This is a genomic window from Kitasatospora sp. NPDC059146 (assembly GCF_042786665.1).
Taxonomy (GTDB): Bacteria; Actinomycetota; Actinomycetes; order Streptomycetales; family Streptomycetaceae; genus Kitasatospora.
Window position 1 is genome coordinate 46,072 of sequence record NZ_JBHZCY010000006.1, and the last position, 22,890, is coordinate 68,961.

17 protein-coding genes are annotated in these 22,890 nt (G+C 72.4%); 8 read left to right on the top strand and 9 right to left on the bottom strand.

The window, feature by feature from the left end; translation table 11 throughout:
- Positions 1-225: 225 nt before the first annotated feature.
- Together ACFXPX_RS03960 and glgB are read left to right on the top strand one after the other, a co-directional pair.
- Entirely contained in the window at positions 226-1,716 is a 1,491-nt protein-coding gene (locus tag ACFXPX_RS03960) for a phosphotransferase (RefSeq protein WP_375891502.1), read from the top strand.
- A gap of 65 nt (positions 1,717-1,781) precedes the next feature.
- Complete coding sequence (glgB, locus tag ACFXPX_RS03965; protein ID WP_380639532.1) at positions 1,782-4,154, top strand: 1,4-alpha-glucan branching protein GlgB; 2,373 nt, start codon at positions 1,782-1,784, stop codon at positions 4,152-4,154.
- 33 nt (positions 4,155-4,187) lie between these two features.
- On the opposite strand, the gene ACFXPX_RS03970 is transcribed toward glgB, so the two are convergent.
- Together ACFXPX_RS03970 and ACFXPX_RS03975 are read right to left on the bottom strand one after the other, a co-directional pair.
- Positions 4,188-4,592 (bottom strand): type II toxin-antitoxin system VapC family toxin, encoded by a 405-nt coding sequence (locus tag ACFXPX_RS03970; RefSeq protein WP_380521963.1) that lies wholly within the window; start codon positions 4,590-4,592, stop codon positions 4,188-4,190.
- Complete coding sequence (locus ACFXPX_RS03975) at positions 4,589-4,870, bottom strand: type II toxin-antitoxin system Phd/YefM family antitoxin (protein WP_380521965.1); 282 nt, start codon at positions 4,868-4,870, stop codon at positions 4,589-4,591. Before ACFXPX_RS03975 ends, ACFXPX_RS03970 begins: the two co-directional genes overlap by 4 nt.
- A gap of 178 nt (positions 4,871-5,048) precedes the next feature.
- Between ACFXPX_RS03975 and pta the strand changes: the two genes are divergently transcribed.
- The 3 genes from pta to pyk all read left to right on the top strand — a co-directional run bounded on the left by pta (position 5,049) and on the right by pyk (position 9,920).
- A complete protein-coding gene (gene pta / locus ACFXPX_RS03980) occupies positions 5,049-7,178 on the top strand; it encodes a phosphate acetyltransferase (RefSeq protein WP_380639534.1) in 2,130 nt (709 codons plus the stop codon).
- Positions 7,175-8,398: an acetate kinase gene (locus ACFXPX_RS03985; RefSeq protein ID WP_380521968.1), complete on the top strand. Its 1,224-nt coding sequence runs from the start codon at positions 7,175-7,177 to the stop codon at positions 8,396-8,398. Before pta ends, ACFXPX_RS03985 begins: the two co-directional genes overlap by 4 nt.
- Positions 8,399-8,492: 94 nt before the next feature.
- Positions 8,493-9,920 (top strand): pyruvate kinase, encoded by a 1,428-nt coding sequence (pyk, locus tag ACFXPX_RS03990; RefSeq protein WP_375891495.1) that lies wholly within the window; start codon positions 8,493-8,495, stop codon positions 9,918-9,920.
- 108 nt (positions 9,921-10,028) lie between these two features.
- Here the strand turns inward: pyk and ACFXPX_RS03995 are convergent, their stop codons facing one another.
- The 4 genes from ACFXPX_RS03995 to ACFXPX_RS04010 all read right to left on the bottom strand — a co-directional run bounded on the left by ACFXPX_RS03995 (position 10,029) and on the right by ACFXPX_RS04010 (position 14,700).
- The gene (locus ACFXPX_RS03995) at positions 10,029-11,432 is read right to left on the bottom strand and encodes a hypothetical protein (RefSeq protein WP_380639536.1); all 1,404 of its coding nucleotides are present in this window, start codon (positions 11,430-11,432) and stop codon (positions 10,029-10,031) included.
- Positions 11,429-12,148: a DUF6114 domain-containing protein gene (locus tag ACFXPX_RS04000; protein ID WP_380639538.1), complete on the bottom strand. Its 720-nt coding sequence runs from the start codon at positions 12,146-12,148 to the stop codon at positions 11,429-11,431. Before ACFXPX_RS04000 ends, ACFXPX_RS03995 begins: the two co-directional genes overlap by 4 nt.
- 133 nt (positions 12,149-12,281) lie before the next feature.
- Positions 12,282-12,953: a DUF6230 family protein gene (locus ACFXPX_RS04005; RefSeq protein WP_375891492.1), complete on the bottom strand. Its 672-nt coding sequence runs from the start codon at positions 12,951-12,953 to the stop codon at positions 12,282-12,284.
- Between the two features lie 754 nt (positions 12,954-13,707).
- On the bottom strand, positions 13,708-14,700 hold the full coding sequence (locus tag ACFXPX_RS04010) for a tetratricopeptide repeat protein (protein ID WP_375891491.1): 993 nt from the start codon (positions 14,698-14,700) through the stop codon (positions 13,708-13,710).
- Positions 14,701-15,192: 492 nt separating this feature from the next.
- Here ACFXPX_RS04010 and ACFXPX_RS04015 point away from each other — a divergent pair, with 492 nt between their 5' ends.
- Positions 15,193-15,744, top strand: coding sequence for a TetR/AcrR family transcriptional regulator (locus ACFXPX_RS04015; protein ID WP_380522065.1), 552 nt, complete (start codon positions 15,193-15,195; stop codon positions 15,742-15,744).
- A gap of 56 nt (positions 15,745-15,800) precedes the next feature.
- Here the strand turns inward: ACFXPX_RS04015 and ACFXPX_RS04020 are convergent, their stop codons facing one another.
- The 3 genes from ACFXPX_RS04020 to ACFXPX_RS04030 all read right to left on the bottom strand — a co-directional run bounded on the left by ACFXPX_RS04020 (position 15,801) and on the right by ACFXPX_RS04030 (position 18,683).
- A complete protein-coding gene (locus ACFXPX_RS04020; RefSeq protein WP_375891490.1) occupies positions 15,801-17,486 on the bottom strand; it encodes a methylmalonyl-CoA mutase in 1,686 nt (561 codons plus the stop codon).
- A gap of 245 nt (positions 17,487-17,731) precedes the next feature.
- Positions 17,732-18,070: a DUF3817 domain-containing protein gene (locus tag ACFXPX_RS04025; RefSeq protein WP_375891489.1), complete on the bottom strand. Its 339-nt coding sequence runs from the start codon at positions 18,068-18,070 to the stop codon at positions 17,732-17,734.
- 76 nt (positions 18,071-18,146) lie between these two features.
- Entirely contained in the window at positions 18,147-18,683 is a 537-nt protein-coding gene (locus ACFXPX_RS04030; protein ID WP_375891488.1) for a MarR family winged helix-turn-helix transcriptional regulator, read from the bottom strand.
- 498 nt (positions 18,684-19,181) lie between these two features.
- Here ACFXPX_RS04030 and ACFXPX_RS04035 point away from each other — a divergent pair, with 498 nt between their 5' ends.
- Together ACFXPX_RS04035 and ACFXPX_RS04040 are read left to right on the top strand one after the other, a co-directional pair.
- Complete coding sequence (locus ACFXPX_RS04035; protein ID WP_375891487.1) at positions 19,182-20,810, top strand: M4 family metallopeptidase; 1,629 nt, start codon at positions 19,182-19,184, stop codon at positions 20,808-20,810.
- A 448-nt stretch (positions 20,811-21,258) separates the two neighbouring features.
- Positions 21,259-22,884 carry a M4 family metallopeptidase gene (locus tag ACFXPX_RS04040; RefSeq protein WP_380639540.1) on the top strand — a complete coding sequence of 542 codons (1,626 nt, stop codon included), beginning with the start codon at positions 21,259-21,261 and terminating at the stop codon, positions 22,882-22,884.
- The last annotated feature ends 6 nt before the right edge of the window (positions 22,885-22,890 follow it).

Consider the following 22,890-nt stretch of genomic DNA (forward strand, 5'->3'; position numbering starts at 1 on the left):
CCGCACAGCACCACCAGACCCTCCGGGGGCGCGAGTTGACCCCCGCGCCCCCGGAGTTCTCTGCACCACCGCGTACGGAGAACAGCCCAACGGCCACCCACACGAAGGCGTGACACCCGAGCCGTGCTCGCGTGCCGCGACCGCCGCGCCGCCGAAATCCGGAAGACTGACGGACCCCGGCCACGACCCGTCGGGCCGTCCGCGTGCTTCCGGGGAAAGGGAGTCATGTCCGAAACCTCCCGTTCGCAAGCCCATGTGCAGCACGACGCCCCGGCCGGCTCCGCGCCGCACCCGGGCGCGCGGGGCACCGGGGTCCGGAGAACGGCCCTGGGGGTCAGCGAGCTCGTCCAGGCGGCCCTGCCGCTGATCGCCGACTGGCTCCCCACCCAGCGCTGGTACGCCGGGAAGGGGCGCCCCATCACCGGCCTCGTCCCGGTGGTCGGCACCCCGCTGCAGGTCGGCGACCCGGCCCTGCTGCACCTGCTGCTGCGGGTCGAACACGCCACCACGGCCGGCCTCCCGCACGGCGACACCTACCAACTGCTGCTCGGCATCCGCTCCCAGGGGCCCGCCGGGATCGAACCCGGCGCCGTGCTCGGCCGGCTCACCCAGGGCCCGTACGACGGCGCCGCCCTCTACGACGCCGTGCACGACCCCGAACTCACCGGACGCCTCCTGGAACACCTGGCCACCGGCGACCGGTTCGGCTCGCTCTCCTTCCGCCGCACCCCCGGCTCCGGACTGCCCGCCAACCTCCCCGGCCGCGCCTCCACCGCCGAACAGTCCAACAGCTCGGTCATCTACGGCACCTCGTACATCCTCAAACTGTTCCGGCGCGTCCACCCCGGCACCAACCCCGACCTGGAACTCTCCCTCGCCCTCTCCCGGGCCGGCTCCACCCGCATCCCCCGGGTCGCCGCCTGGTTCGAGAGCCGGATGGAACGCGCCGAACCCGCCACCCTCGGACTGCTCCAGCGCTACCTGCCGGACGCCGAGGACGGCTGGGAACTCGCCCTCGACCAGGTCGGCCGGCTCAAGGGCGACCGCTCCCCCGGCAACTTCGCCATCGAGGCGCACCGGCTCGGCCGGGCCACCGCCGAGGTGCACCGGGTGCTCGCCCGCTCCATGCCCGTCGCCCGGCTCGACCGCACCGAGACCGGCCGGCTCGCCACCGCGATGGCCGACCGGCTGGACAGCGCCGTCGCCGCCGTCCCCGGCCTGCTGCGCTTCCGCGCCGCCCTGCGCGCCGCCTTCCAGCAGCTCGCCGACGCCCACCCGGACGGCCTGCCGGTCCAGCGCATCCACGGCGACCTCCACCTCGGCCAGGCCATGCGCACCCCGCACGGCTGGGTGCTGCTGGACTTCGAGGGCGAGCCCGCCAAATCCGTCAACGAGCGCCGCGAACCCCAGCCCGCCCTGCGCGACGTCGCCGCGATGCTGCGCTCCTTCGACTACGCGGCCGCCCACCTGCTGGCCGGCGGCCCGGTCGACCCCGAGCTGGCCCACCTCGCCGCCGCCTGGGCCCAGCGCAACCGCACCGCCTTCTGCGCCGGCTACACCGCCGGGGGCGGCGCCGACCCGGCCGCCTCACCCGAGCTGATGCGGGCGCTGGAGATCGACAAGGCGGTGTACGAGGTGGTGTACGAGGCCCGGCACCGGCCCAGCTGGCTGCCGATCCCGCTCGCCGCGATCAACCGGCTCGCCCTGTCCGTCTGACCCCGCGCTCCCGTCCCGCCCGCCCGCCACGAGTTCGCCCATCCCCGCCGCTGGAGGACCACGCCGTGACGCCGCTCGACCCGACCGGCCGCCCCACCCGCCCCGTTCCGGCCACCTTCCTGGCCGGGGCCGCCGAACCCGGGGCCGCCGACCGCGGGGGCTCCGAACGCGGGGGCTCCGAACGCGGGACCGACCGCAGGGCCGCCGCCCCGGCCGGTCCCGCCGCGGACGCCCCGGTCGGCGCCCTGCGCCTGCCCGAGGCGCCGCTGCCGCCGGCCGAGGTGGACCGGCTGGTGAACGGGCAGCACCACGACCCGCACGCCCTGCTCGGCGCCCACCCGGTGCACGGCGGGACGGCGATCCGGGTGCTGCGCCCGTTCGCCGACCGGGTGGTGGTGGAGACCGCCCACGGCCCCGCCGAACTCACCCACCAGCAGGGCGGGTTGTTCACTGGCCTGCTGGCGGGCGGCGAACAACCGGACTACACCCTGCTGGTGGACTACCCCGACGGCGAACCCCAGCGCCAGCACGACGGCTACCGCACTCCGCCCACCCTCGGCGAACTCGACCTGCACCTGATCTCCGAGGGCCGGCACGAACAGCTGTGGCAGGCGCTCGGCTCGCACGTGCGCACCGTCGACGGCGTGGCCGGCACCGCCTTCGCGGTCTGGGCGCCCAACGCCGCCGGAGTGCGGCTGATCGGCGACTTCAACCACTGGAACGGCAGCGGCCACCCGATGCGCTCGCTCGGCTCCTCCGGCGTCTGGGAGCTGTTCGTCCCGGGCGTCGCCGAGGGCGCCACCTACAAGTACGAGATCCACACCCGGCAGGGCTGGGTCCTCGACAAGGCCGACCCGCTCGCCCGGGCCGCCCAGTGCCCGCCCGGCACCGCCTCCGTCGTCACCTCCTCCACCCACCGGTGGCAGGACGACGAGTGGATGGCCCGCCGGGCCCGCACCGCGCACCACCGGGCCCCGATGTCGGTGTACGAGCTGCACCTCGCCTCCTGGCGGCCCGAGCTCACCACCTACCGCGCCATCGCCGAGGAACTGCCGCGCTACCTCAAGGAGTTGAACTTCACCCACGTGGAGTTCATGCCGGTGATGGAGCACCCCTTCGGCGGCTCCTGGGGGTACCAGGTCTCCGGCTACTTCGCCCCCACCGCCCGGCTCGGCAGCCCCGACGACTTCCGGTACCTGGTCGACACCCTGCACCGGCACGGCATCGGCGTGATCGTCGACTGGGTGCCCGCGCACTTCCCCAAGGACGACTTCGCCCTCGCCCGCTTCGACGGCGAACCGCTGTACGAGCCCGCCGACCCGCAGCGCGCCGAGCACCCCGACTGGGGGACGCTGGAGTTCGACTACGGCCGCACCGAGGTGCGCAACTTCCTGGTCGCCAACGCCGTGTACTGGTGCGAGGAGTTCCACATCGACGGCCTGCGGGTCGACGCGGTCGCCTCGATGCTCTACCTCGACTACTCCCGCGAGGGCGGCGGCTGGACGCCCAACCAGTACGGCGGCCGGGAGAACCTGGACGCGGCCGCCTTCCTCCAGGAGATGAACGCCACCGTCTACCGGCGCTGCCCCGGCGTGATCACCATCGCCGAGGAGTCCACCGCCTGGGACGGCGTCACCCGGCCCACCGACGCCGGCGGCCTCGGCTTCGGGCTCAAGTGGAACATGGGCTGGATGCACGACTCGCTGGTCTACATGTCCAAGGAGCCGGTGCACCGCAAGTACCACCACAACGACATCACCTTCTCGATGGTGTACGCCTACTCCGAGAACTACGTCCTGCCGATCTCCCACGACGAGGTCGTCCACGGCAAGCAGGCCCTGGTCTCCAAGATGCCCGGCGACTGGTGGCAGCAGCGCGCCAACCACCGCGCCTACCTGGGCTTCATGTGGTCCCACCCCGGCAAGCAACTGCTCTTCATGGGGCAGGAGTTCGCCCAGGGCGCGGAATGGGACCACGAGCAGGGCCCGCAGTGGTGGGTGCTCGACGAGCAGTGGCCCGCCCACCAGGACCACCGGGGCGTGCGCCGCCTCGTCCGCGACCTCAACCGGGCCTACCGGGACACCCCCGCCCTCTGGGAGCTGGACACCACCCCGGACGGCTTCCGCTGGCTCGACGGCGGCTCCGCCGAGGACAACCTGCTCTCCTTCGTCCGCTTCGCCGCCGACGGCACCCCGCTGGTCGCCGTCTGCAACTTCTCCCCCGTCGTCCGCCACGGCCACCGGGTCGGCCTGCCCGCCCTGGACGGCCGCGAGCAGCTCTGGGAGGAGCTGCTGAACACCGACGCCGAGGCCTACGGCGGCAGCGGCACCGGCAACTCCCGCCCGATCAAGGCCGATCCGGTCGAGTGGAACGGCCAGCCCCGCTCCGCCGAACTGGTCCTCCCCCCGCTCGCCACCCTCTGGCTCCGCCCGGCCTGAGCAGCCCCGGGCGCCCGCCCCCACGGGCGGGCGTCACCGGGGGGCCGTGACCGGGAACCCGAGCTCCTCGGCGGCCCGGCCGAGCTCGCGGTCGTAGGTGACGAAGTCGGTGAGTTCGGCCCGGAAGGGCTCCGCGCTGGCAAGGTGGAGCGCGTCCAGCGATCCCAGCCGCGGAGTGCGGTAGGCGAGCGCCCTGGCCAGCACCGCGCTGCTGAGGTCGACCCGGTAGGCCCCCCGGAGCGCCTGGTCCACGTGGTACGGGACCAGCTGGTGCGACAGGCCCGCACGGATCAGCGTGCGGGTGATCTCCAGCCGGGCCAGTTCACTGGTGATCAGTTCGGTGCCGTCGGGCAGCGCCTCCCGCCAGGCTCGCAGCGCGGCGGTCTCCGGCTCCGGCTTGATGAACTTCAGCAGCGCGCAGGAGTCCAGGTAGATCAACGGTCGCGCTCCCGGTTCCGGTCCTCGATCAGCAGGTCCGACAGGCTGCCGACGTCCGGCAGCAGGTCGAGGGCGAGCTCGGGCATGCCCTGCTCGGTGGGCGGAGTGACCTCGCCGGCCGCGACCAGGCGTTCGAGGGTCGACTCCGGGGCCGCCTCCGGCACCAGTCTCAGCACGGGCCGCCCGCGGTCGGTCACGACGATCGTCGCGCCGGCCCGGACCCGCGCGACCGCCTTCGACGGGTTCTGGTTCAGCTCACGCAGTCCCATGGTCTCCATACCAGCCAATGTAACTACATAACGTAGGTACATCAAGGGCTGGTGTCGACGCAAGTCCTCGGTCCGGGCCCTTGGTCCCTTGTCCCTCTCCCCCGCCTCTGCTCGCGGACGGGCGTTCGTGGTGCGAAGGTATGGTCGATATGACCAGCTTCCGAGGCGACGGGACGGAGACATCCGCGTGGCGCGCAGCGTGTACGTGACCGGGATCGACCGGGGGGACGGCCGGCAGGCCGTCGAACTCGGGGTCATGGAACTGCTCACCCGTCAGGTGGACCGGGTCGGGGTGTTCCGTCCGCTGGTGCACGCGGCGGCGCCCGGCGGGCCGGGGTCGGACCACGTCGTCGAGCTGCTGCGCGGGCGGTACCGGATCGACCTGCCGGGCCCCGAGCTGTACGGGCTCACCTACGAGGAGGCGGCCGCGCTGCAGGCCGCCCAGGGGCAGGACGAGCTGGTCTCCGCGCTGGTCGACCGCTTCCGGGCGCTGGAGCGGCGCTGCCAGGCGGTGCTGGTGCTCGGCACCGACTTCGCCGACACCAACATCCCGGACGAGCTGGCCTTCAACGCCCGGCTCGCCAACGAGTTCGGCGCCGCCGTACTGCCGGTGGTCGGCGGCCAGGGCAAGGACCCGGAGGCCGTGATCGCCGAGGTGCGCAACGCCCACCGGGCGTACACCGACCTCGGCTGCGAGACCCTGGCGATGATCGCCAACCGGACCTCCCCGGGCGCCAAGCAGCGGATCCAGCGCACGCTCACCGAGAAGCTGCCGATCCCGGCGTACGTGATCCCGGAGGAGCCGGCGCTGGCCGCGCCGACGGTCGCCCAGCTGGTGGAGTCGACCGGCGCCGAGGTGCTGCTCGGTGACGCGGCCGGGCTGGCCCGGGACGTCCGCGGCTTCGTCTTCGGCGGCGCCATGCTGCCCACCTTCCTGGACGCGCTGACCGAGGGCGCCCTGGTCGTCACCCCCGGGGACCGCGCCGACCTGGTGATCGGCTCGCTGGCCGCGCACGCGGCCGGCGCCCCGCCGATCGCCGGCGTGCTGCTGACCCTCGGCCAGCACCCCGGCCCGAACGTGATGGCGCTGGCCGCCCGGCTCGCCCCCGGCACCCCCGTCGCGGTCGTCCCCGAGGGCAGCTGGCCCACCGCCGCCACCCTGACCCACCTGGAGGGCAAGCTCACCGCGGCCAGCCCCCGGAAGGCCGAGATCGCCCTCGGACTGTTCGAACTGCACGTGGACACCGCCGAGTTGACCAACCGGATCGAGGTCGGCCGGTCCGAGCGGGTGACCCCGATGATGTTCGAGCACGAGCTGCTGGAGCGCGCCCGGGCCGGCCGCCGGCACGTGGTGCTGCCCGAGGGCACCGAGGAACGGGTGCTGCGGGCGGCCGAGATCCTGCTGCGCCGCAACATCTGCGACCTCACCCTGCTCGGCGAGGTCGACGCGGTGCGCCGCAAGGCCGCGAGCCTGGGCATCGTCCTCCCGCAGGACGACACAGGCGCCGACCGCGCCCAGGTCCGGGTCGTCGACCCGAGCACCAGCCCGCTGCGCCGCCAGTTCGCCGAGCTGTACGCCCGGCTGCGCGCCCACAAGGGGATGACCGTCGAGCTGGCCCTGGACGTGGTCACCGACGTCTCCTACTTCGGCACCCTGATGGTCCAGGAGGGCATCGCCGACGGCATGGTCTCCGGCGCGGTGCACTCCACCGCGGCGACCATCCGGCCCGCCTTCGAGGTGATCAAGACCTCCCCGGGCGCGTCCATCGTGTCGAGCGTCTTCTTCATGTGCCTGGCCGACAAGGTGCTGGTGTACGGCGACTGCGCGGTCAACCCGGACCCGGACGCCCAGCAGCTGGCCGACATCGCGATCCAGTCGGCCGCCACCGCCGCCCAGTTCGGGGTGGAGCCGCGGGTCGCGATGCTCTCGTACTCGACCGGCACCTCCGGCTCGGGCGCGGACGTCGACAAGGTCCGCAAGGCCACCGAGCTGGTCCGCGCGCTGCGGCCGGACATCCTGGTGGAGGGCCCGATCCAGTACGACGCGGCGGTGGACGAGCACGTCGCGGCCACCAAGCTGCCGGGCTCGCCGGTGGCCGGGCGGGCGACCGTGCTGATCTTCCCGGACCTCAACACCGGCAACAACACCTACAAGGCCGTCCAGCGCTCGGCCGGCGCGGTCGCGGTCGGCCCGGTGCTCCAGGGGCTGCGCAAGCCCGTCAACGACCTCTCCCGCGGCGCGCTGGTGGAGGACATCGTCAACACCGTGGCGATCACCGCCATCCAGGCCCAGGACGACAAGGAGCCGCAGGCATGACCGCAGGGACGCGCGTCCTCGTACTCAACGCCGGCTCCTCGTCGGTGAAGTACCAGCTGATCGACATGCTGGACGGCGCCCGGCTCGCCTCCGGGCTGGTGGAGCGGATCGGCGAGGCGGGCGGCCGGCTGGTGCACACCCCGCGGGCCGGCGAGCGGCGCGAGCTGGTGCAGGCCTTCCCGGACCACTCGGCCGCGTTGAAGGCCGTCGCCGAGGAGCTGGCCGCCGACGGCATCGGGCTGGACTCCCCCGAGCTGGCCGCGATCGGCCACCGGGTGGTGCACGGCGGCAAGCGGTTCACCGAGCCGACGGTGATCACCGACGAGGTGCTCAGGGAGATCCGCCGGCTGATCCCGGTCGCGCCGCTGCACAACCCGGCGAACATCACCGGCATCGAGGTGGCCCGGGCGCTCCGGCCGGACCTGCCGCAGGTGGCCGTGTTCGACACCGCCTTCCACGCCTCGATGCCCGAGTACGCGGCCCGCTACGCGATCGACAAGGCCGTCGCCGACGAGCACCGGGTGCGCCGCTACGGCTTCCACGGCACCTCGCACCAGTACGTCTCGCGGGCCACCGCCCGGCTGCTCGGCAAGGACCCGGCCGAGGTCAACGTGATCGTGCTGCACCTGGGCAACGGCGCCTCCGCCTCGGCGGTCAGCGGCGGCCGCTGCGTGGACACCTCGATGGGCCTCACCCCCCTGGAGGGCCTGGTCATGGGCACCCGTTCGGGTGACATCGACGCGGGCGTGGTGTTCCACCTGCACCGGGTCGGCGGCCTGTCCGTCGACCAGATCGACGACCTGCTCAACCGCCGCAGCGGGCTGCGCGGCCTGTGCGGCGAGAACGACATGCGGGAGATCATGCGTCGCGCCGACGAGGGGGACGCGGACGCGAGGCTCGCCTTCGACGCGTACGTCCACCGGCTGCGCAAGTACATCGGCGGCTACTACGCGGTGCTCGGCCGGGTGGACGCGATCGCGTTCACCGCGGGCGTCGGGGAGAACGCCGCGCCGGTGCGCGCGGCGGCCACCGCGGGACTGGAGGAGCTGGGCATCGCCGTGGACCCGGAGCTGAACTCGGTGCGCTCGGGCGACGCCCGGATCATCTCGCCCGGGTTCTCCCGGGTGGCGGTCGCGGTGGTGCCGACCGACGAGGAGCTGGAGATCGCCCGGCAGGCCTTCGCCCTGGTGCACCGCGAGAGCGAGCTGTCCGAGGACTGACACGGAATCGTCTCGTTCCTCGGGATCATTCGTCGGCGATTCCTCCCGGTCCGTGCCGAATGCACCTATAACACGAACGGATAGACTGATCCATATGCGCCGAGCGAAAATTGTCTGCACCCTGGGTCCGGCCACGGACTCCTACGAACAGCTGAAGGCCATCGTCGAGGCGGGCATGAACGTCGCCCGACTGAACATGAGCCACGGCAACCACGCGGACCACGAGGAGCGGTACCGCAAGGTCCGCCAGGTCTCGGAGGACACCGGCAAGGCCATCGGCGTCCTGGCCGACCTCCAGGGTCCCAAGATCCGTCTGGCGACCTTCGCCAACGGCCCGGTGACCGTCGACAACGGCGACGAGTTCACCATCACCACCGAGGACGTCCCCGGTGACCAGCACATCTGCGGCACCACCTACAAGGGCCTGCCCGGCGACGTGAAGCCCGGCGACCCGATCCTGATCAACGACGGCGTCATCGCCCTGGAGGTCGTCAGCGTCGACGGCCCGCGGGTGAAGACCGTGGTGGTCGAGGGCGGCGTGCTCTCGAACAACAAGGGCATCAACCTGCCCGGTGCGGCCGTGAACGTCCCCGCCCTGTCCGAGAAGGACAAGGACGACCTGCGCTTCGCGCTGCGTCTGGGCGTCGACATGGTCGCGCTGTCCTTCGTCCGCAACGCGGAGGACATCAAGGACGTCCACGAGGTCATGGACGAGGTCGGCATCCGGGTGCCGGTCATCGCCAAGATCGAGAAGCCGCAGGCCGTCGAGGCCATGGAGGAGATCGTCCTCGCCTTCGACGCCATCATGGTCGCCCGCGGCGACCTGGCCGTCGAGTACCCGCTGGAGCGGGTGCCGCTGGTCCAGAAGCAGCTGATCACCCTGGCCCGCCGCAACGCCAAGCCGGTCATCGTCGCCACCCAGATGATGGAGTCGATGATCCACGCCTCGCGCCCGACCCGCGCCGAGGTCTCCGACGTCGCCAACGCCATCCTGGACGGCACCGACGCGGTGATGCTCTCCGCCGAGTCCAGCGTCGGCAAGTATCCGGTCGAGACCGTCCGCACCATGAGCCGGATCTGCGAGAAGGCCGAGGAGGAACTGGTCTCCCAGGGCCTCCAGCCGCTCAACCCGGGCCGCAAGCCGCGCACCCAGGGCGGCTCCGTCGCCCGCGCCGCGTGCGAGCTGGGCGACTTCCTGAACGGCAAGGCGCTGATCGCGTTCACCAAGTCCGGTGACACCGCGCGTCGGCTGTCCCGCTACCGTTCGCCGATCCCGGTGATCGCGTTCACCCCGGACTCGGCCACCCGCAACCAGCTCTCGCTGAGCTGGGGCGTCGAGTCGTACGTCACCGAGCAGGTGGCCACCACCGACGCGATGGTCGCGCAGGTCGACCGCGAGCTGCTGAAGCTGGGCGAGCTGGGCGAGGGCGACACCGTGATCGTCACCGCCGGTGTCCCGGTCGGCATCCCCGGCACCACCAACATGGTGCAGGTGCACCGCGTGGGCGGCCACGGCGAGTGACGCCCCGGTAGAACGAACGCCGGTGGGGCGGTCCTCCCGTTACGGGAGGGCCGCCCCACCGGCGTTTTCGCGTCCGCTACCCGGCGCCGTGCGTCCGCCGCTCGGCGGTCACTTGTCGCTGTAGGGCGCGTCGTCGTTGAACAGGTGCATCCCCGGGATGTGCAGGGTGCCGCCGAACTGGCCGGCCTGCTTGGCCGTCACCCCGGTCAGCTCGATGTCCAGCGGGATCGGGATGGCGCCGATCAGGTCGTACAGCCAGCGCGGCAGGGTGTCCGGGGTGAGGGTGATCTCGCCCAGGTCGATCGGGATCGGCAGGCCGAGCAGCTTGGACAGGTGGCCGGACAGCCGCTCCACGTACATGGTGACCGGGCCGTTGCGCATGGTCGAGGTCGAACCCGGGGCGCTCTGGACGTGGAAGGTGACGCCGTTGCCCTCCAGGGTCGACATGTCGAGGTTCTCGATGTCGACGCTGTCGACCACGAACTTCAGCACCCGCTTGGTGCCGGTCGGGGTCTTCACGTCGTAGACGCCGTGGAAGGCCGCGCCGTGCAGGCCGAGGCGGCTGGTCTGCAGCGTCCAGTTCTGCTCCGGGACGACGTGCTCGGCGGTGGCCGCACCGGCGGTCAGGTTCCGGGCGTCCACGTCGCAGTTGGGGTTCGCGGTGGGCGAGCCGGACGGGGTGGCGGCGGCCGAGGAGCCCGCCGACGGGGTCGTGGACGGAGCCGCCTTGCCACTCGCCCTGCCGCCCGCCTTGGCGCCCGAGGCGGTGGCGGCCGGCGAGGGCTGCCCACCCGAGGGCTGGTCGGCGGCGGACTTCCCGTCCGGGGACTGTGCTGCGGGCGGCGCGGCCTGCTGGGTGCCGGCGGCCGGGCCCTGGGGGGTGGCACTCGGTGTCGCGCTCGGCGAAGGAGTGGCCGAACCGCCCGGGTTCAGCAGGTGGTTGATGCCGCCGACGAGGTCGTCGATCAGCCCGGCCCGGCTCGCGGTGGCCGTGCCGCTCCCGGTGCCCGGGTAGACGGCGCTGACCGCGCCGGAGCCGCCGGTGGTGGCGGAGCGGACGGCCGACTGGGTGGCCGCCGTCGCCGGGGGCTTCACCGGCGCGGTGGTCGGCGCCGTGGTCGGTATCTGGGTCGGCGCGGTGGTCGGCGCGGTGGTCGGCAGCGAGCTCGGGCCGGACGAGGGCGTCGTCGTCGGGCTCCCGGTCGCCCCCGGCGTACCGGTCGGCGCGGGCGGCGGCTCGGGCAGCTCGCTCTTGGGGACGGGCGTCTCCTCGACCGGCGCCACGTCCGGCACGGCCACCGGCGCGTTGCCGCACGGCTTGCCCGCGGCGGACTCGGCGACCGCCGGGTTGGGCGTGTAGGCGGCCGCCATCAGCAGCGCGGTCGGCACCGCGGCCATCGCCAGGGCGCGGCCTCTCAGCCGGACCCGGACCGGCGTGCGCGGCGCGGCGTGCCGGCCGGAGCGCTGCGCGGGGACGGCCGTGCCCTCTGCTTGCTCGGCCGGCCCGGTCACCGCGCCCCCTCCTGCTCCCCGGCGGTGCCCTGCTTCGGAACGGCGGCCTCGGCGGCGGCCTCTGCGGCGGGCTCGGCCGCGGGCTCGGCCGCCTGCTCCACGGGCCCGCCCTGGGCGGGCAGCTTCGCGGTGGGCGCCTCGACGGCGGCGGTCTCGGTGGCGACCTCAGCGGTGGCGACCTCAGCGGTGGCAGCCTCGGCGGTGGTGGCCTCGGCAGCGGCGCTCTCGGTGGCGACGCTCTCCGCCACCGCACCGTCCGCCTGCCGACCGCGCCGTGCGCGCCGCCCCTTGGCCGGCGCGGTGGACGGCTCCGGCAGCGGCGCCCAGGAGACCATCAGTCCGCCGCCGATCAGACCGGGCAGCAGGGCGAGGCCGAAGCCCGCGAGGTTGGAGACCGGGATCGAGACCAGCGTCAGCAGGATGGTCGCGATGCCCGCGAAGACCCGGACGGCGGGCTGGAACCAGGCGGTCAGCCCGAGGATGATCATCAGTACCCCGATGATCAGCGACCCGGCACCGGCCGTGGTGGACATCGCGATGGTCAGCCCGCCGAAGGTGAGGTGGGCGTACGGGAAGTAGAGGATCGGGACGCCGGCGATCATGGCCAGCAGGCCGCCCCAGAAGGGCCTGGAGCGGCGGAATTCACGGAAGTGCCGCCAGAGCCACCCGACGGGGTTCTGCTGACGGGGCCGCGTCTCGACCGTTGCGCTGGACATGGTGCAGCTCCTCGACGTCGCTACGAGGGAAGAACGAAAAAGGTGGGTGCCGGGGGTGGCGGTCGCCCGCCGCCCCCGGCCCCGGGTTGCCCAGTCATCCGGGCACGCCGGTCGGCGTGCCGTCAGACGTGGCTCAGAAGCACTCGTTGCCGGCGCCGTCGCCGCTCTTGAGCGCGAGGTTGAGGCCGTTCAGCTTGAACGTGCCGGCCGAGGTGGCCCGCGCGGTCTGCTGGACGCCGCTCAGGTCGGCGGTCTTGGCGGACTGGGCGAAGCCGGTCGCGCCGGTCGGCAGGCCGGCGCCGCCGCCCGCCTTGGTGACACCCGCGTGCGGGGCCCAGCCCTGGGTGGCCGTACCCGAGAGGGTGGAGGCGTCCTGGCCGATGTTCATCTGGGTGAAGGTCGCGTCCGCCTTCAGCTGCTCCAGGTCGATCAGCAGGTTGTCGGCCTGGACCGGCTTGCCCGCCTCGGTACCGGCGTGCAGCTGGAGGGTGATCTTGCCCAGCCCGAAGCCGGACAGGTCCGTCACCACCGACTGGCACAGGTTGGTGATGTCGGCGTGGTCGAAGGCCGAGACCGCGACCGGGTGGGGCTTGCCGTTCGCCTCGATGTCGACCGAGCCGAACTGGGAGAAGTTGGTGCCGTGCAGCTGGTCGGTGCTGACCTTGAACTGCTGGCCGGAAATGCTGAACGAGGCGGCGAGCGCACTGTTGGCGATCGAGACGCCGACCATCGCGGTGGCCGCGACGCTCGGCACCATCACCAGGGCGAAGCGCTTCCAGCGGGTCTTGCCGTAGGTCTTGGACATGCGAGTCCTCCTTCTAGGACGTACATCTCCGGCTTCCCGGCGGCGCGTCCCGCGCCGGTGGGAGCCTGGGATGGGAGAGAGCTACGTCCTCGGTAGCGGAGAGCGCCTTGGGCGTCGTCGGACGCGGGAGCGGCCTGCGTACTGCGGCACTCCCGTCCCGAAACCGGCCGTCCTTGCGGGACGACGGGTCGGACCGACGACATCGGCGATCACCCCCGAGCGACAACCAGCGACCGCGCAGGGCCGCGCGGCCGGTCGAGGACAGGAACCGCCGTGGGACCGCGGATACCCCCCTGCCCTCCCTACCGCCGACCGGAGCCGGCGGATCACCCGGTGGGGATCCCGCGCTCCGCGTGGCCGACGGGCTGTCGGAGGGTGTGGAGTCTGGGACCGGGCGTGGCCGATCGTGCTTGAATCCCGGGCGAAGCACAAGGGGTGCCTTACTGACGGGTAATGCAACACCAGGTGGCATTGATCATGGAATTGACCCGAGTTGCACCGTGCGTGACGCGTTGAAGGAAACGTGACGGCGAAATCTGCCGGAAACAGGAGCGAAACACCCGTGGGTGGTCACGGAAAGTGACCACCCACGGGTGAAATCAAGATTTGGTAAACCTCTGTCCGGTTGACCGGATTGTCGCCAAATCACCAGGCGACACCGCAGGTCATCCGAGGTGCCAGGCACCCGGTGCCAGCACCGGGCCGGGCCGCCGCGGGAGCGGCTCGGAACGGCGGGCTCAGAACAGCACGCGGCTCAGAACAGCACGCGGGCCAGCGCCGCACGGGCCACGACCACCCGCGGGTCCTCCGGGCCGATCACCTCGAACAGCTCCAGCAGGCGCAGCCGGGCGGTGTCCCGGTCCTCGCCGAAGGTCCGGCCGACGGTGTCCACCAGGCGCCCGAAGGCGTCCTCGACGTGACCGCCCACCAGGTCCAGGTCAGCGGCCTGCAGCTGGACGGCGACGTCCTTCGGGTCGGCGGCGGCGGCCGCCCGGACCGACTGGAGGTCCAGGCCCTCGACCCGGTGGAGCAGCTCGGCCTGCGCCAGGCCCAGCTTGGCCTCGGTGTTGCCCGGCTGGTCGACCAGCACGTTCCGGTACGCCTGGACGGCGCCGCTCAGGTCGCCGGCGTCCAGCGCGTCGTGCGCGGCGGCCAGCGCCGGGTCCTCCGGCCGCTGCACCGCGGCGTCGTCGGCCTCGCCCGGGACGACCGCGCCGCCGGAGATGCCGAAGCGCTGCTCGGCGACCAGGATCAGCTGGTCCAGCACCTTGCGGACGTTGGCGGCGCTCTCCGCGCCCTGGAACAGCGGCACCAGCTGACCGGCCACCACGGCCATCACGGCCGGGATGCCCTGGATGCCGAACTGCTGGGCGATCAGCTGGTTGGCGTCCACGTCGATCTTGGCGAGCACGAAGCGGCCGGCGTACTCCTCGGCCAGGCCCTCCAGGATCGGGCTGAGCTGCTTGCAGGGCCCGCACCACTCGGCCCAGAAGTCGATGACGACCGGCACCTCGGCGGAGCGCTGGACGACCTCGGTCTCGAAGGTGTCCTCGGTGACGTCGATGACGAGCGGGTAGGCGGGCTGGGGGGCGGCGACTCCGTCCGCTTCGGCGGCGGCCGCCTGACGGGCCCGCTCGGCCCGGGCCTGCTCGGCCTTCTGGGCGGCCTCACCGGCCGCCTTCACCGCGGCGAGGTCGACCGCACCGCGCAGGGAGGAGCTGTTGAGACGCGAATTCCGTGGCTGCATGGCACCATCCTCCCCCGTCCGTACTGCTCGCGGGCACCAACCTCCGGAAAGTCGCCCCGCGCGGGCTGCGCGGTGCGGGTTCCCGGTCGGTGCGCCCTTCCCCCGGTAGCCTGAACCGTTCGGCGCGGATCCCCACCCGCACCCGCGCCGCCCCGCCCCACGGGGTCGGCGCCTGGTTGTCACTGCTTTCGCTACAGGTCGTAGCGTAACTGGAGCCGGTGCCCCGGCCGCAAGCCCCACCGGCGGTTCGGGGACGTGAGCTGCCCCACTTTCACGGTCCGCCCGGCTGCCCGAATCGGCGAACAGTCGCTACCGTTACCAGCCCCACCCAGGTTACTTACCAGTAGATCGCAAGGAGGCCCGGTGCCGGCCGCCCAGCCCTCCGTGAGACCGGACGACACCGTCCGGGACGGCTCCGCTCGGGAGGGCACCGCCCGGGAGGGCGCCGTCCGGGCCAAGGGCCGCCCGCGCAGCGCCGCCGCCGACCTCGCGATCCTCGACGCCACCCGCGAGGCCCTCGCCGAACTCGGCTGGGGCGGACTGACCATGGGCCACGTCGCGAGCCGGGCCGGGGTCGCCAAGACCACGCTCTACCGGCGCTGGCCCTCCAAGAACGAGCTGGTGGTCGACGCCGTCGCCAGCCTCTTCGACGAGCTGGTGATGCCCGACCTCGGCAGCCTGCGGGCCGACATCGAGGCCGTGGTCGGCCAGTTCGCCGACCTGCTGGCCCGCCCGGAGACCCAGGCCGCGCTGCTCGCCCTGTTCGCCGAGGGCACCCGGGACCCCCAGCTGCGCCGCCGGATCCGGGAGGCCATCGTGGACCCGCAGAAGCGGCTGGTCCGGCAGGGCCGGGCGGCCGCCCAGGCGCGCGGCGAACTGGAGGCGGACACCGACACCGCCTCGGCCTGCGAGGAGGTCGACATCATCTTCGACACCATCGCCGGCACCGTCGAGCACCGCGTGCTGGTCAGCGGCGAGCCGATCACCCCCGCGTGGACCCGCCGCTTCATCGACCTGCTGCTCGGACCGCTGATCATCGGCTGACGGCACGCCGGAGCCGCCGTACGGACCTCCGTACGGCGGCTCGGGTGCTCAGCGGGTCAGAAGGCCGCGTTCTCCTGGTACGTCCCCCACTCCTGCCGCAGCGCGTTGCAGATCTCGCCCAGGGTCGCCTCGGCGCGCACCGCGTCCAGCATCGGCGGGATCATCGACTCGCCCGAGCGGGCCGCCGCCAGCATGGCGTCCAGCCCGGCCCGCACCGCCGCCTCGTCCCGGGCCGCCTTGCGCTCGCCCAGCACCCGCACCTGCTCGCGCTCGACCTCGTGGCTGACCCGCAGGATCTCCAGGTCGGGGGTGACGCTGCGCGGGTGGCAGTTGACGCCGACCACGCGCTTGTCCCCCTTCTCCACCGACTGCTGGTACTGGAAGGCCGCCTCGGCGATCTCGCCGGTGAACCAGCCCTCCTCGATGCCGCGCAGGATGCCGGAGGTGATCGGGCCGATCTCGTGGTCCTCCCGGCCCTTGTCCAGGATCCGCCGGAAGATCGCCTCGGCCTGCTGCTCGATCCGGTCGGTCAGCGCCTCGACGTACCAGGAACCGCCCAGCGGGTCGGCCACGTTGGTGACGCCGGTCTCCTCCATCAGCACCTGCTGGGTGCGCAGCGCGATCTCGGCGGCCTGCTCGGAGGGCAGCGCCAGGGTCTCGTCCAGCGCGTTGGTGTGCAGCGAGTTGGTGCCGCCGAGCACCGCGGAGAGCGCCTCGACCGCGGTGCGCACCACGTTGTTGTACGGCTGCTGCGCGGTGAGCGAGACGCCGGCGGTCTGGGTGTGGAAGCGCAGCCACTGCGCCTTGTCGGTCTTCGCGCCGAAGCGGTCGCGCATCCAGCGGGCCCAGATCCGGCGCGCGGCGCGGAACTTGGCGATCTCCTCGAAGAAGTCCAGGTGGGCGTCGAAGAAGAAGGACAGGCCGGGCGCGAAGACGTCCACGTCCAGGCCGCGGGACAGGCCCAGTTCGACGTAGGCGAAGCCGTCCGCGAGGGTGTACGCCAGCTCCTGCGCGGCCGTCGCCCCGGCCTCGCGGATGTGGTAGCCCGAGACGGAGAGCGGCTTGTACGCCGGGATGCCCCGGGCGCAGTGCTCCATCAGGTCGCCGATCAGGCGCAGGTGCGGCTCGGGGGCGAACAGCCACTCCTTCTGGGCGATGTACTCCTTGAAGATGTCGGTCTGCAGGGTGCCGTTGAGCACCGCCGGGTCCACGCCCTGGCGCTCGGCGGCGACCAGGTACATGCAGAAGATCGGGACGGCCGGGCCGCTGATCGTCATCGAGGTGGTGACCTCGCCGAGCGGGATGCCGGCGAACAGCACCTCCATGTCGGCGGCCGTGTCGATGGCGACGCCGCAGTGGCCGACCTCGCCGAGCGACTTGGGGTCGTCCGAGTCGTACCCCATCAGGGTGGGCATGTCGAAGGCGACCGAGAGGCCGCCGCCGCCCGCGTCCAGGATCATCCGGTAGCGCTCGTTGGTCTGCTGGGCGTTGCCGAAGCCGGCGAACTGCCGGATGGTCCAGGTGCGGCCGCGGTAGCCGGTGGGGTGCAGGCCACGGGTGAACGGGTACTCGCCGGGCCAGCCGATCCGCTCGAAGCCCTCGACGGGCTGCCCGGGCGCCGGGCCGTAGACCGGCTCGACCTCGTCGCCGGAGAGGGTGGTGAAGTCCGCGTCGCGCTTGCGGGCCTTGTCGTACCGCTGCTGCCAGCGCTGCCGTCCGCGCTCGATCTCCTCGGCGTCCATGGGCCGAACTCCGCTCCGTACGGCCGCCACGGCACCGGGCGGCACAGCTATTAGGACGTCCTACTAATTTACTCGGACGTCCTAGTACTTGTCGATGGAGCCCCGCCCGCGGAAACGACGGGAACGGCCGCCGGGCAGCCGGACAGCCGGTCCGCCCGGGCAGCCGGGTCCGGATGCGCCGAGGGCGCCCCTCCCCCGCTCGGGGAAGGGGCGCCCTCGTGGCGCGTGCTCGTGGCGCGTGCGGCTCAGACGCCGGCCGGCTGACGGGCGCCGCCCGCCGGCAGCTGCTCGGCGGCCTCGCGGGCCACCCGGCGCTCGAAGACGAAGGAGAGGAACGGGATGCAGCCCGCCGCCAGGGTCAGCACCAGGCGGCCGAGCGGCCACTTGAGCTTCTGCCCGAGCAGGAAGGTCACCACGAAGTACCCGATGTACAGGTAGCCGTGCAGCATCGCGACGTAGGTGGTCAGGTCCTCGGCGGTGCTGAACCCGTACTTCGCGACCATGAAGCCGCAGAACACCAGGAGTGCCACACCGGTCGCAATGGCCAGGCCGCGGTACCAGCCCAGCAGGGGGGTCGCCTTCATACTCTTCCTCGCCTCGCTCGGCTTTTTCGGCCGGTACGCCCGGATCCGCGCACCGCTCCCACGAGGGTAGCCGCCCTCACGGCCGCCCTTCCGCAGCCCCCTCGTCCGGCTCGGCGAAGTCGCCCGCCGCGATCCGCAGCGGCTTGAGCAGTTCGAAGACCTGCCGGCACTGCTCGGGACCGTACTCCTCCAGCCCGAACTCCATCGACATCAGCTCCCGGGTGGCCTCCTCGACCACCTCGCGGCCGCGCCCGGTGATCGCGGCGAGCACCCCGCGGCCGTCCAGCGGGTTGGGGCGGCGGGCGACCAGGCCGGCCCGCTCCAGGCGGTCGACGGTGTTGGTGACGCTGGTCGGGTGGACCATCAGCCGCTCGCCGATCTTGGAGAGCGAGAGCTCGCCGGTCCGGCTGAAGGTCAGCAGCACCAGCGCCTCGTACCGGGCGAAGGTCAGTCCGTACGGCTTGAGCACCGCGTCGACCCGGGACAGCAGGATCTGGTGGGCGCGCATGATCGAGGTGATCGCCGCCATCGAGGGCACGGTGCCCCAGCGGCGGGCCCACAGTTCGTCGGCGCGGGCGATCGGGTCGAAGTCGAGTGCGAGGGGCTTGGCCACCTCCTTACCGTACCGGCGGACGGGACGTGTGCTACCAGCCGTCCTGATGGTGGACAAGCGCGACGCGTGGCGGGATCCCGCCAATCGGACGGCCAGGTCCATACCTGGACATTGCGTCGGTGTGAACTGCGGGCAACAGCCGCCCGGCACAACGGGGTTGACCATCGAACGCCCGAACGCCCCGCTAGCAGGCCTCGGTTCGGACCGGAACCCGCTGAAAGTCGGGGCGGAACGCCCCCTTTGTCCGCCCGTTCACATTCCTTCGCCTTGGCGGGACTTGGCCAATTCATGAGGAAGACCTGTCATTTGATTTGCTCGATTGTCATGCTTTCCGCCAACCCCGTTCGACCGCCACCACCCCCACCCAACCGGTGGCAGCCGCACGACCGTTCGGGGTCCTCGCACGTCAGCGCCCGTCCCGCCCCGAAGGTGCCGAACCCGGCCCCCCGGGACGCGGCGCGACCGCGCCCACACGCGGTTTCCCGGAAGGACTCGTCCGTGAAGCGAAAGCTCGCCGCAGTCGCCGTACTCTCCGCCACCGCTCTGCTCACCGGTGTCGTCCAGGCCGGCGCGGCCCAGGCCGACCCCGCCCCGCAGGCCGGCAGCTCCCAGCAGCTCGCCGCCCTGCTCGCCCAGGCGAACGGCCAGTCCGGCAAGGTCGCCCACGCCCTGGCCCTCGGCGGCCAGGAGCAACTGGTGGCCAAGGACGTCGTGGTGGACGCCGACGGCACCCGCCACCTCCGCTACGAGCGCACCCTCGCCGGGCTCCCCGTCCTCGGCGGCGACCTGGTCGTGCACCAGAAGGCGGACGGCACCACCACCGCCGTGGACAAGGCCATCGGCGCCAAGCTCGCGCTGCCCAGCCTCACCCCGCAGATCCCCGCGGACAAGGCGGCCGCCCAGGCCACCGGCGCCGTGCAGTCCACCGTCGGCATCACCGTCGACGAGGACGAGGCGCCGCTGACGGCGGTGCACCAGACCGGCAAGGCCGAGCTGGTGGTCTGGGCCACCGACGGCAGCCCGCGCCTGGCGTACCGCACCACGGTCGAGGGCGAGCGCGCCGACGGCACCCCGAGCCGCCAGCTGCTGGTCACCGACGCGGCGAGCGGCCAGGTGCTGTCCACCCACGAGGAGGTGCAGACCGCCGCCGGCACCGGCAAGGGCGTCTTCGTCGGCACCGTCCCGCTGACCACCACCCAGAGCGGCAGCTCCTACCAGCTCAAGGACGCCACCCGCGGCGGCCAGGCGACCTACACCCTCAAGGGCAAGACCTCCGGCTCCGGCACCCTGGTCGCCAACACCACCAACAGCTTCGGCAACGGCCTGGCCTCCAACGCGGAGTCCGCCGCCGTGGACGCCCAGTACGGCGCCGCGGTCACCTGGGACTTCTACAAGAACACCTTCGGCCGCAACGGCATCAAGAACAACGGCGTCGGCGCCGCCAGCCGGGTCCACTACGGCTCCAACTACGTGAACGCGTTCTGGGACGACTCCTGCTTCTGCATGACGTACGGCGACGGCTCGGGCAACACCCACCCGCTCACCGCGCTGGACGTGGCCGGCCACGAGATGAGCCACGGCGTCACCTCCGCCACCGCCGGCCTCAACTACTCCGGTGAGTCCGGCGGCCTCAACGAGGCCACCTCGGACATCTTCGGCACCATGGTCGAGTGGTACGCCAACCTGCCCTCCGACAAGCCGGACTACCTCATCGGCGAGCAGATCAACATCAACGGTGACGGCAAGCCGCTGCGCTACATGGACCAGCCGTCCAAGGACGGCGCCTCGGCGGACTACTGGTCCTCCACGGTCGGCAACAAGGACGTCCACTACTCCTCGGGCGTCGCCAACCACTTCTTCTACCTGCTGTCCGAGGGCAGCGGCGCCAAGACCATCAACGGCGTCAACTACAACAGCCCGACGTACAACGGCTCCAGCCTCTCCGGCATCGGCCGGGACAAGGCGGCGAAGATCTGGTACCGCGCGCTGACCACCTACTTCACCTCCACCACCAACTACGCGGCGGCCCGCACCGGCACCCTCAAGGCCGCGGCGGACCTGTACGGCGCCACCAGCGCCGAGTACAGCGCCGTCGCCGCGACCTGGACCGCCGTCAACGTGAAGTGACGCCCGGCGGAAGGTGAGCTGGACGCCCGGGGCCCCGTTGGAGGGCAGGCCCCGGGCGTCCGTCCATGTCCGCCGCCGGCCCGCCGCGCCCCCTCGCCGCCGGCCCGCCGCGCCCCGCGGCGCGTCAAGCGGTCCCGGTTGGCGGAGTCCCGCCAGCCGGGACGAACCGACGATTCCGGACAGTGGACGGCAACCGAACCATCCGCACCGCCTCTGGCGACTCCTGGCCAATCCCGGGAGGCGCCCTGTCCTTTCCTGCCACGGATTGTCATGCTTATGACCAAGCTCCCGCCCGACGATCCGTCGCCCCCACCCGACCGACGGACCGTCAGCGGCCGCACGGGAGCAGCACGTTCGCGCCCTACCGCCCCAACGGCGCCACCCCCGGCGCCCCGGTACGCGGCGCACCCGCACGCACGCGCGGGTCCCGTGGAAGGAACTGCCCCACGTGAAGCGAAAGTTGACCCTCCCGGCGGTGCTCTCCGCCACCGCACTGCTGGCCGGCGTCGTCCAGATCGCCGCCCTCCCCGCCGCCCAGGCCGCCGACCTGTCGCAGTCCGCGCCGCTCGCGATCGCCGCCGGCCAGAGCGCCCCGCTCGCCGGCGCGCTCGCCCTGGGCGCCCAGGAGCGGCTGGTCGCCAAGGACGCCGTGGTGGACGCCGACGGCACCCGCCACCTCCGCTACGAGCGCACCTACGCCGGCCTGCCGGTGCTGGGCGGCGACCTGGTCGTCCACCAGCGCCCGAACGGCTCGGTGGCCTCGGTGGACCGCGCCTTCGACGGCCGGATCGCCCTGCCGAACGGCCTGGCCCCCGGCCTGTCCGCCGACCAGGCCGCCGCACGGGCCACCGACGCGGTGCGGGCGACCGTCGGCCTGGCCGCCGACGACGACGAGGCCGCGCTCAGCCGGGTGGACGGCACCGACCGGACGGACCTGGTGGTCTGGGCCGCCGACGGCAACCCGCGGCTGGCCCACCGCACGGTGGTGCGCGGCGAGCGCGCCGACGGCACCCCGAGCAGCCAGCAGGTGGTCACCGACGCGGCCACCGGCGACCTGCTCTCCACCCACGAGGAGGTCCAGACCGCGGCCGGCAGCGGCAAGGGCGTCCACGTCGGCACCGTCCCGCTGACCACCACCCAGAGCGGCTCGACCTACTCGCTCAAGGACGCCACCCGGGGCAACCAGTCGACCACCGACCTCAAGGGCGGCACCTCGGGCAACGGCTCGCTGTTCACCGCCACCAGCAACACTTGGGGCAACGGCCTCACCTCCAACCGCCAGTCGGCCGCCGTGGACGCCCAGTTCGGCGCCTCGGCCACCTGGGACTTCTACAAGAAGACCTTCGGCCGCAACGGCATCAAGAACAACGGCGTGGGCGCCCTCAGCCGGGTGCACTACGGCTCGAACTACGTGAACGCGTTCTGGAACGACTCCTGCTTCTGCATGACCTACGGCGACGGCAACGGCAACGGCAACACCAACCCGCTCACCGCGATCGACGTCTCCGGCCACGAGATGACCCACGGCGTCACATCCGCCACCGCGGGCCTCAACTACTCCGGCGAGTCCGGCGGCCTCAACGAGGCCACCTCGGACATCTTCGGCACCATGGTCGAGTGGTACGCCAACCTGCCGGCGAACCCGCCGAACTACTGGATCGGCGAGAAGATCAACATCTTCGGCAACGGCAAGCCGCTGCGCTACATGGACAAGCCCTCGCTGGACGGCAAGTCCGCGGACTCCTGGTACTCCGGCGTCGGCAACCTGGACGTCCACTACTCGTCCGGCATCGCCAACCACTTCTTCTACCTGCTCTCCGAGGGCAGCGGCGCCAAGAGCATCAACGGCTACAACTACAACAGCCCGACCTCCAACGGCTCGAAGGTCACCGGCATCGGCCGGGACAAGGCGGCCGCGATCTGGTACCGCTCGCTGACCGTGTACTTCACCTCCACCACCAACTACAAGGCCGCCCGCACCGCGAGCCTCAAGGCCGCGGCCGACCTCTACGGCGCCAACGGCGCCGAGTACAAGGCGGTGGCGGCGGCCTGGAGCGGGGTCAACGTCAACTGACCGCGC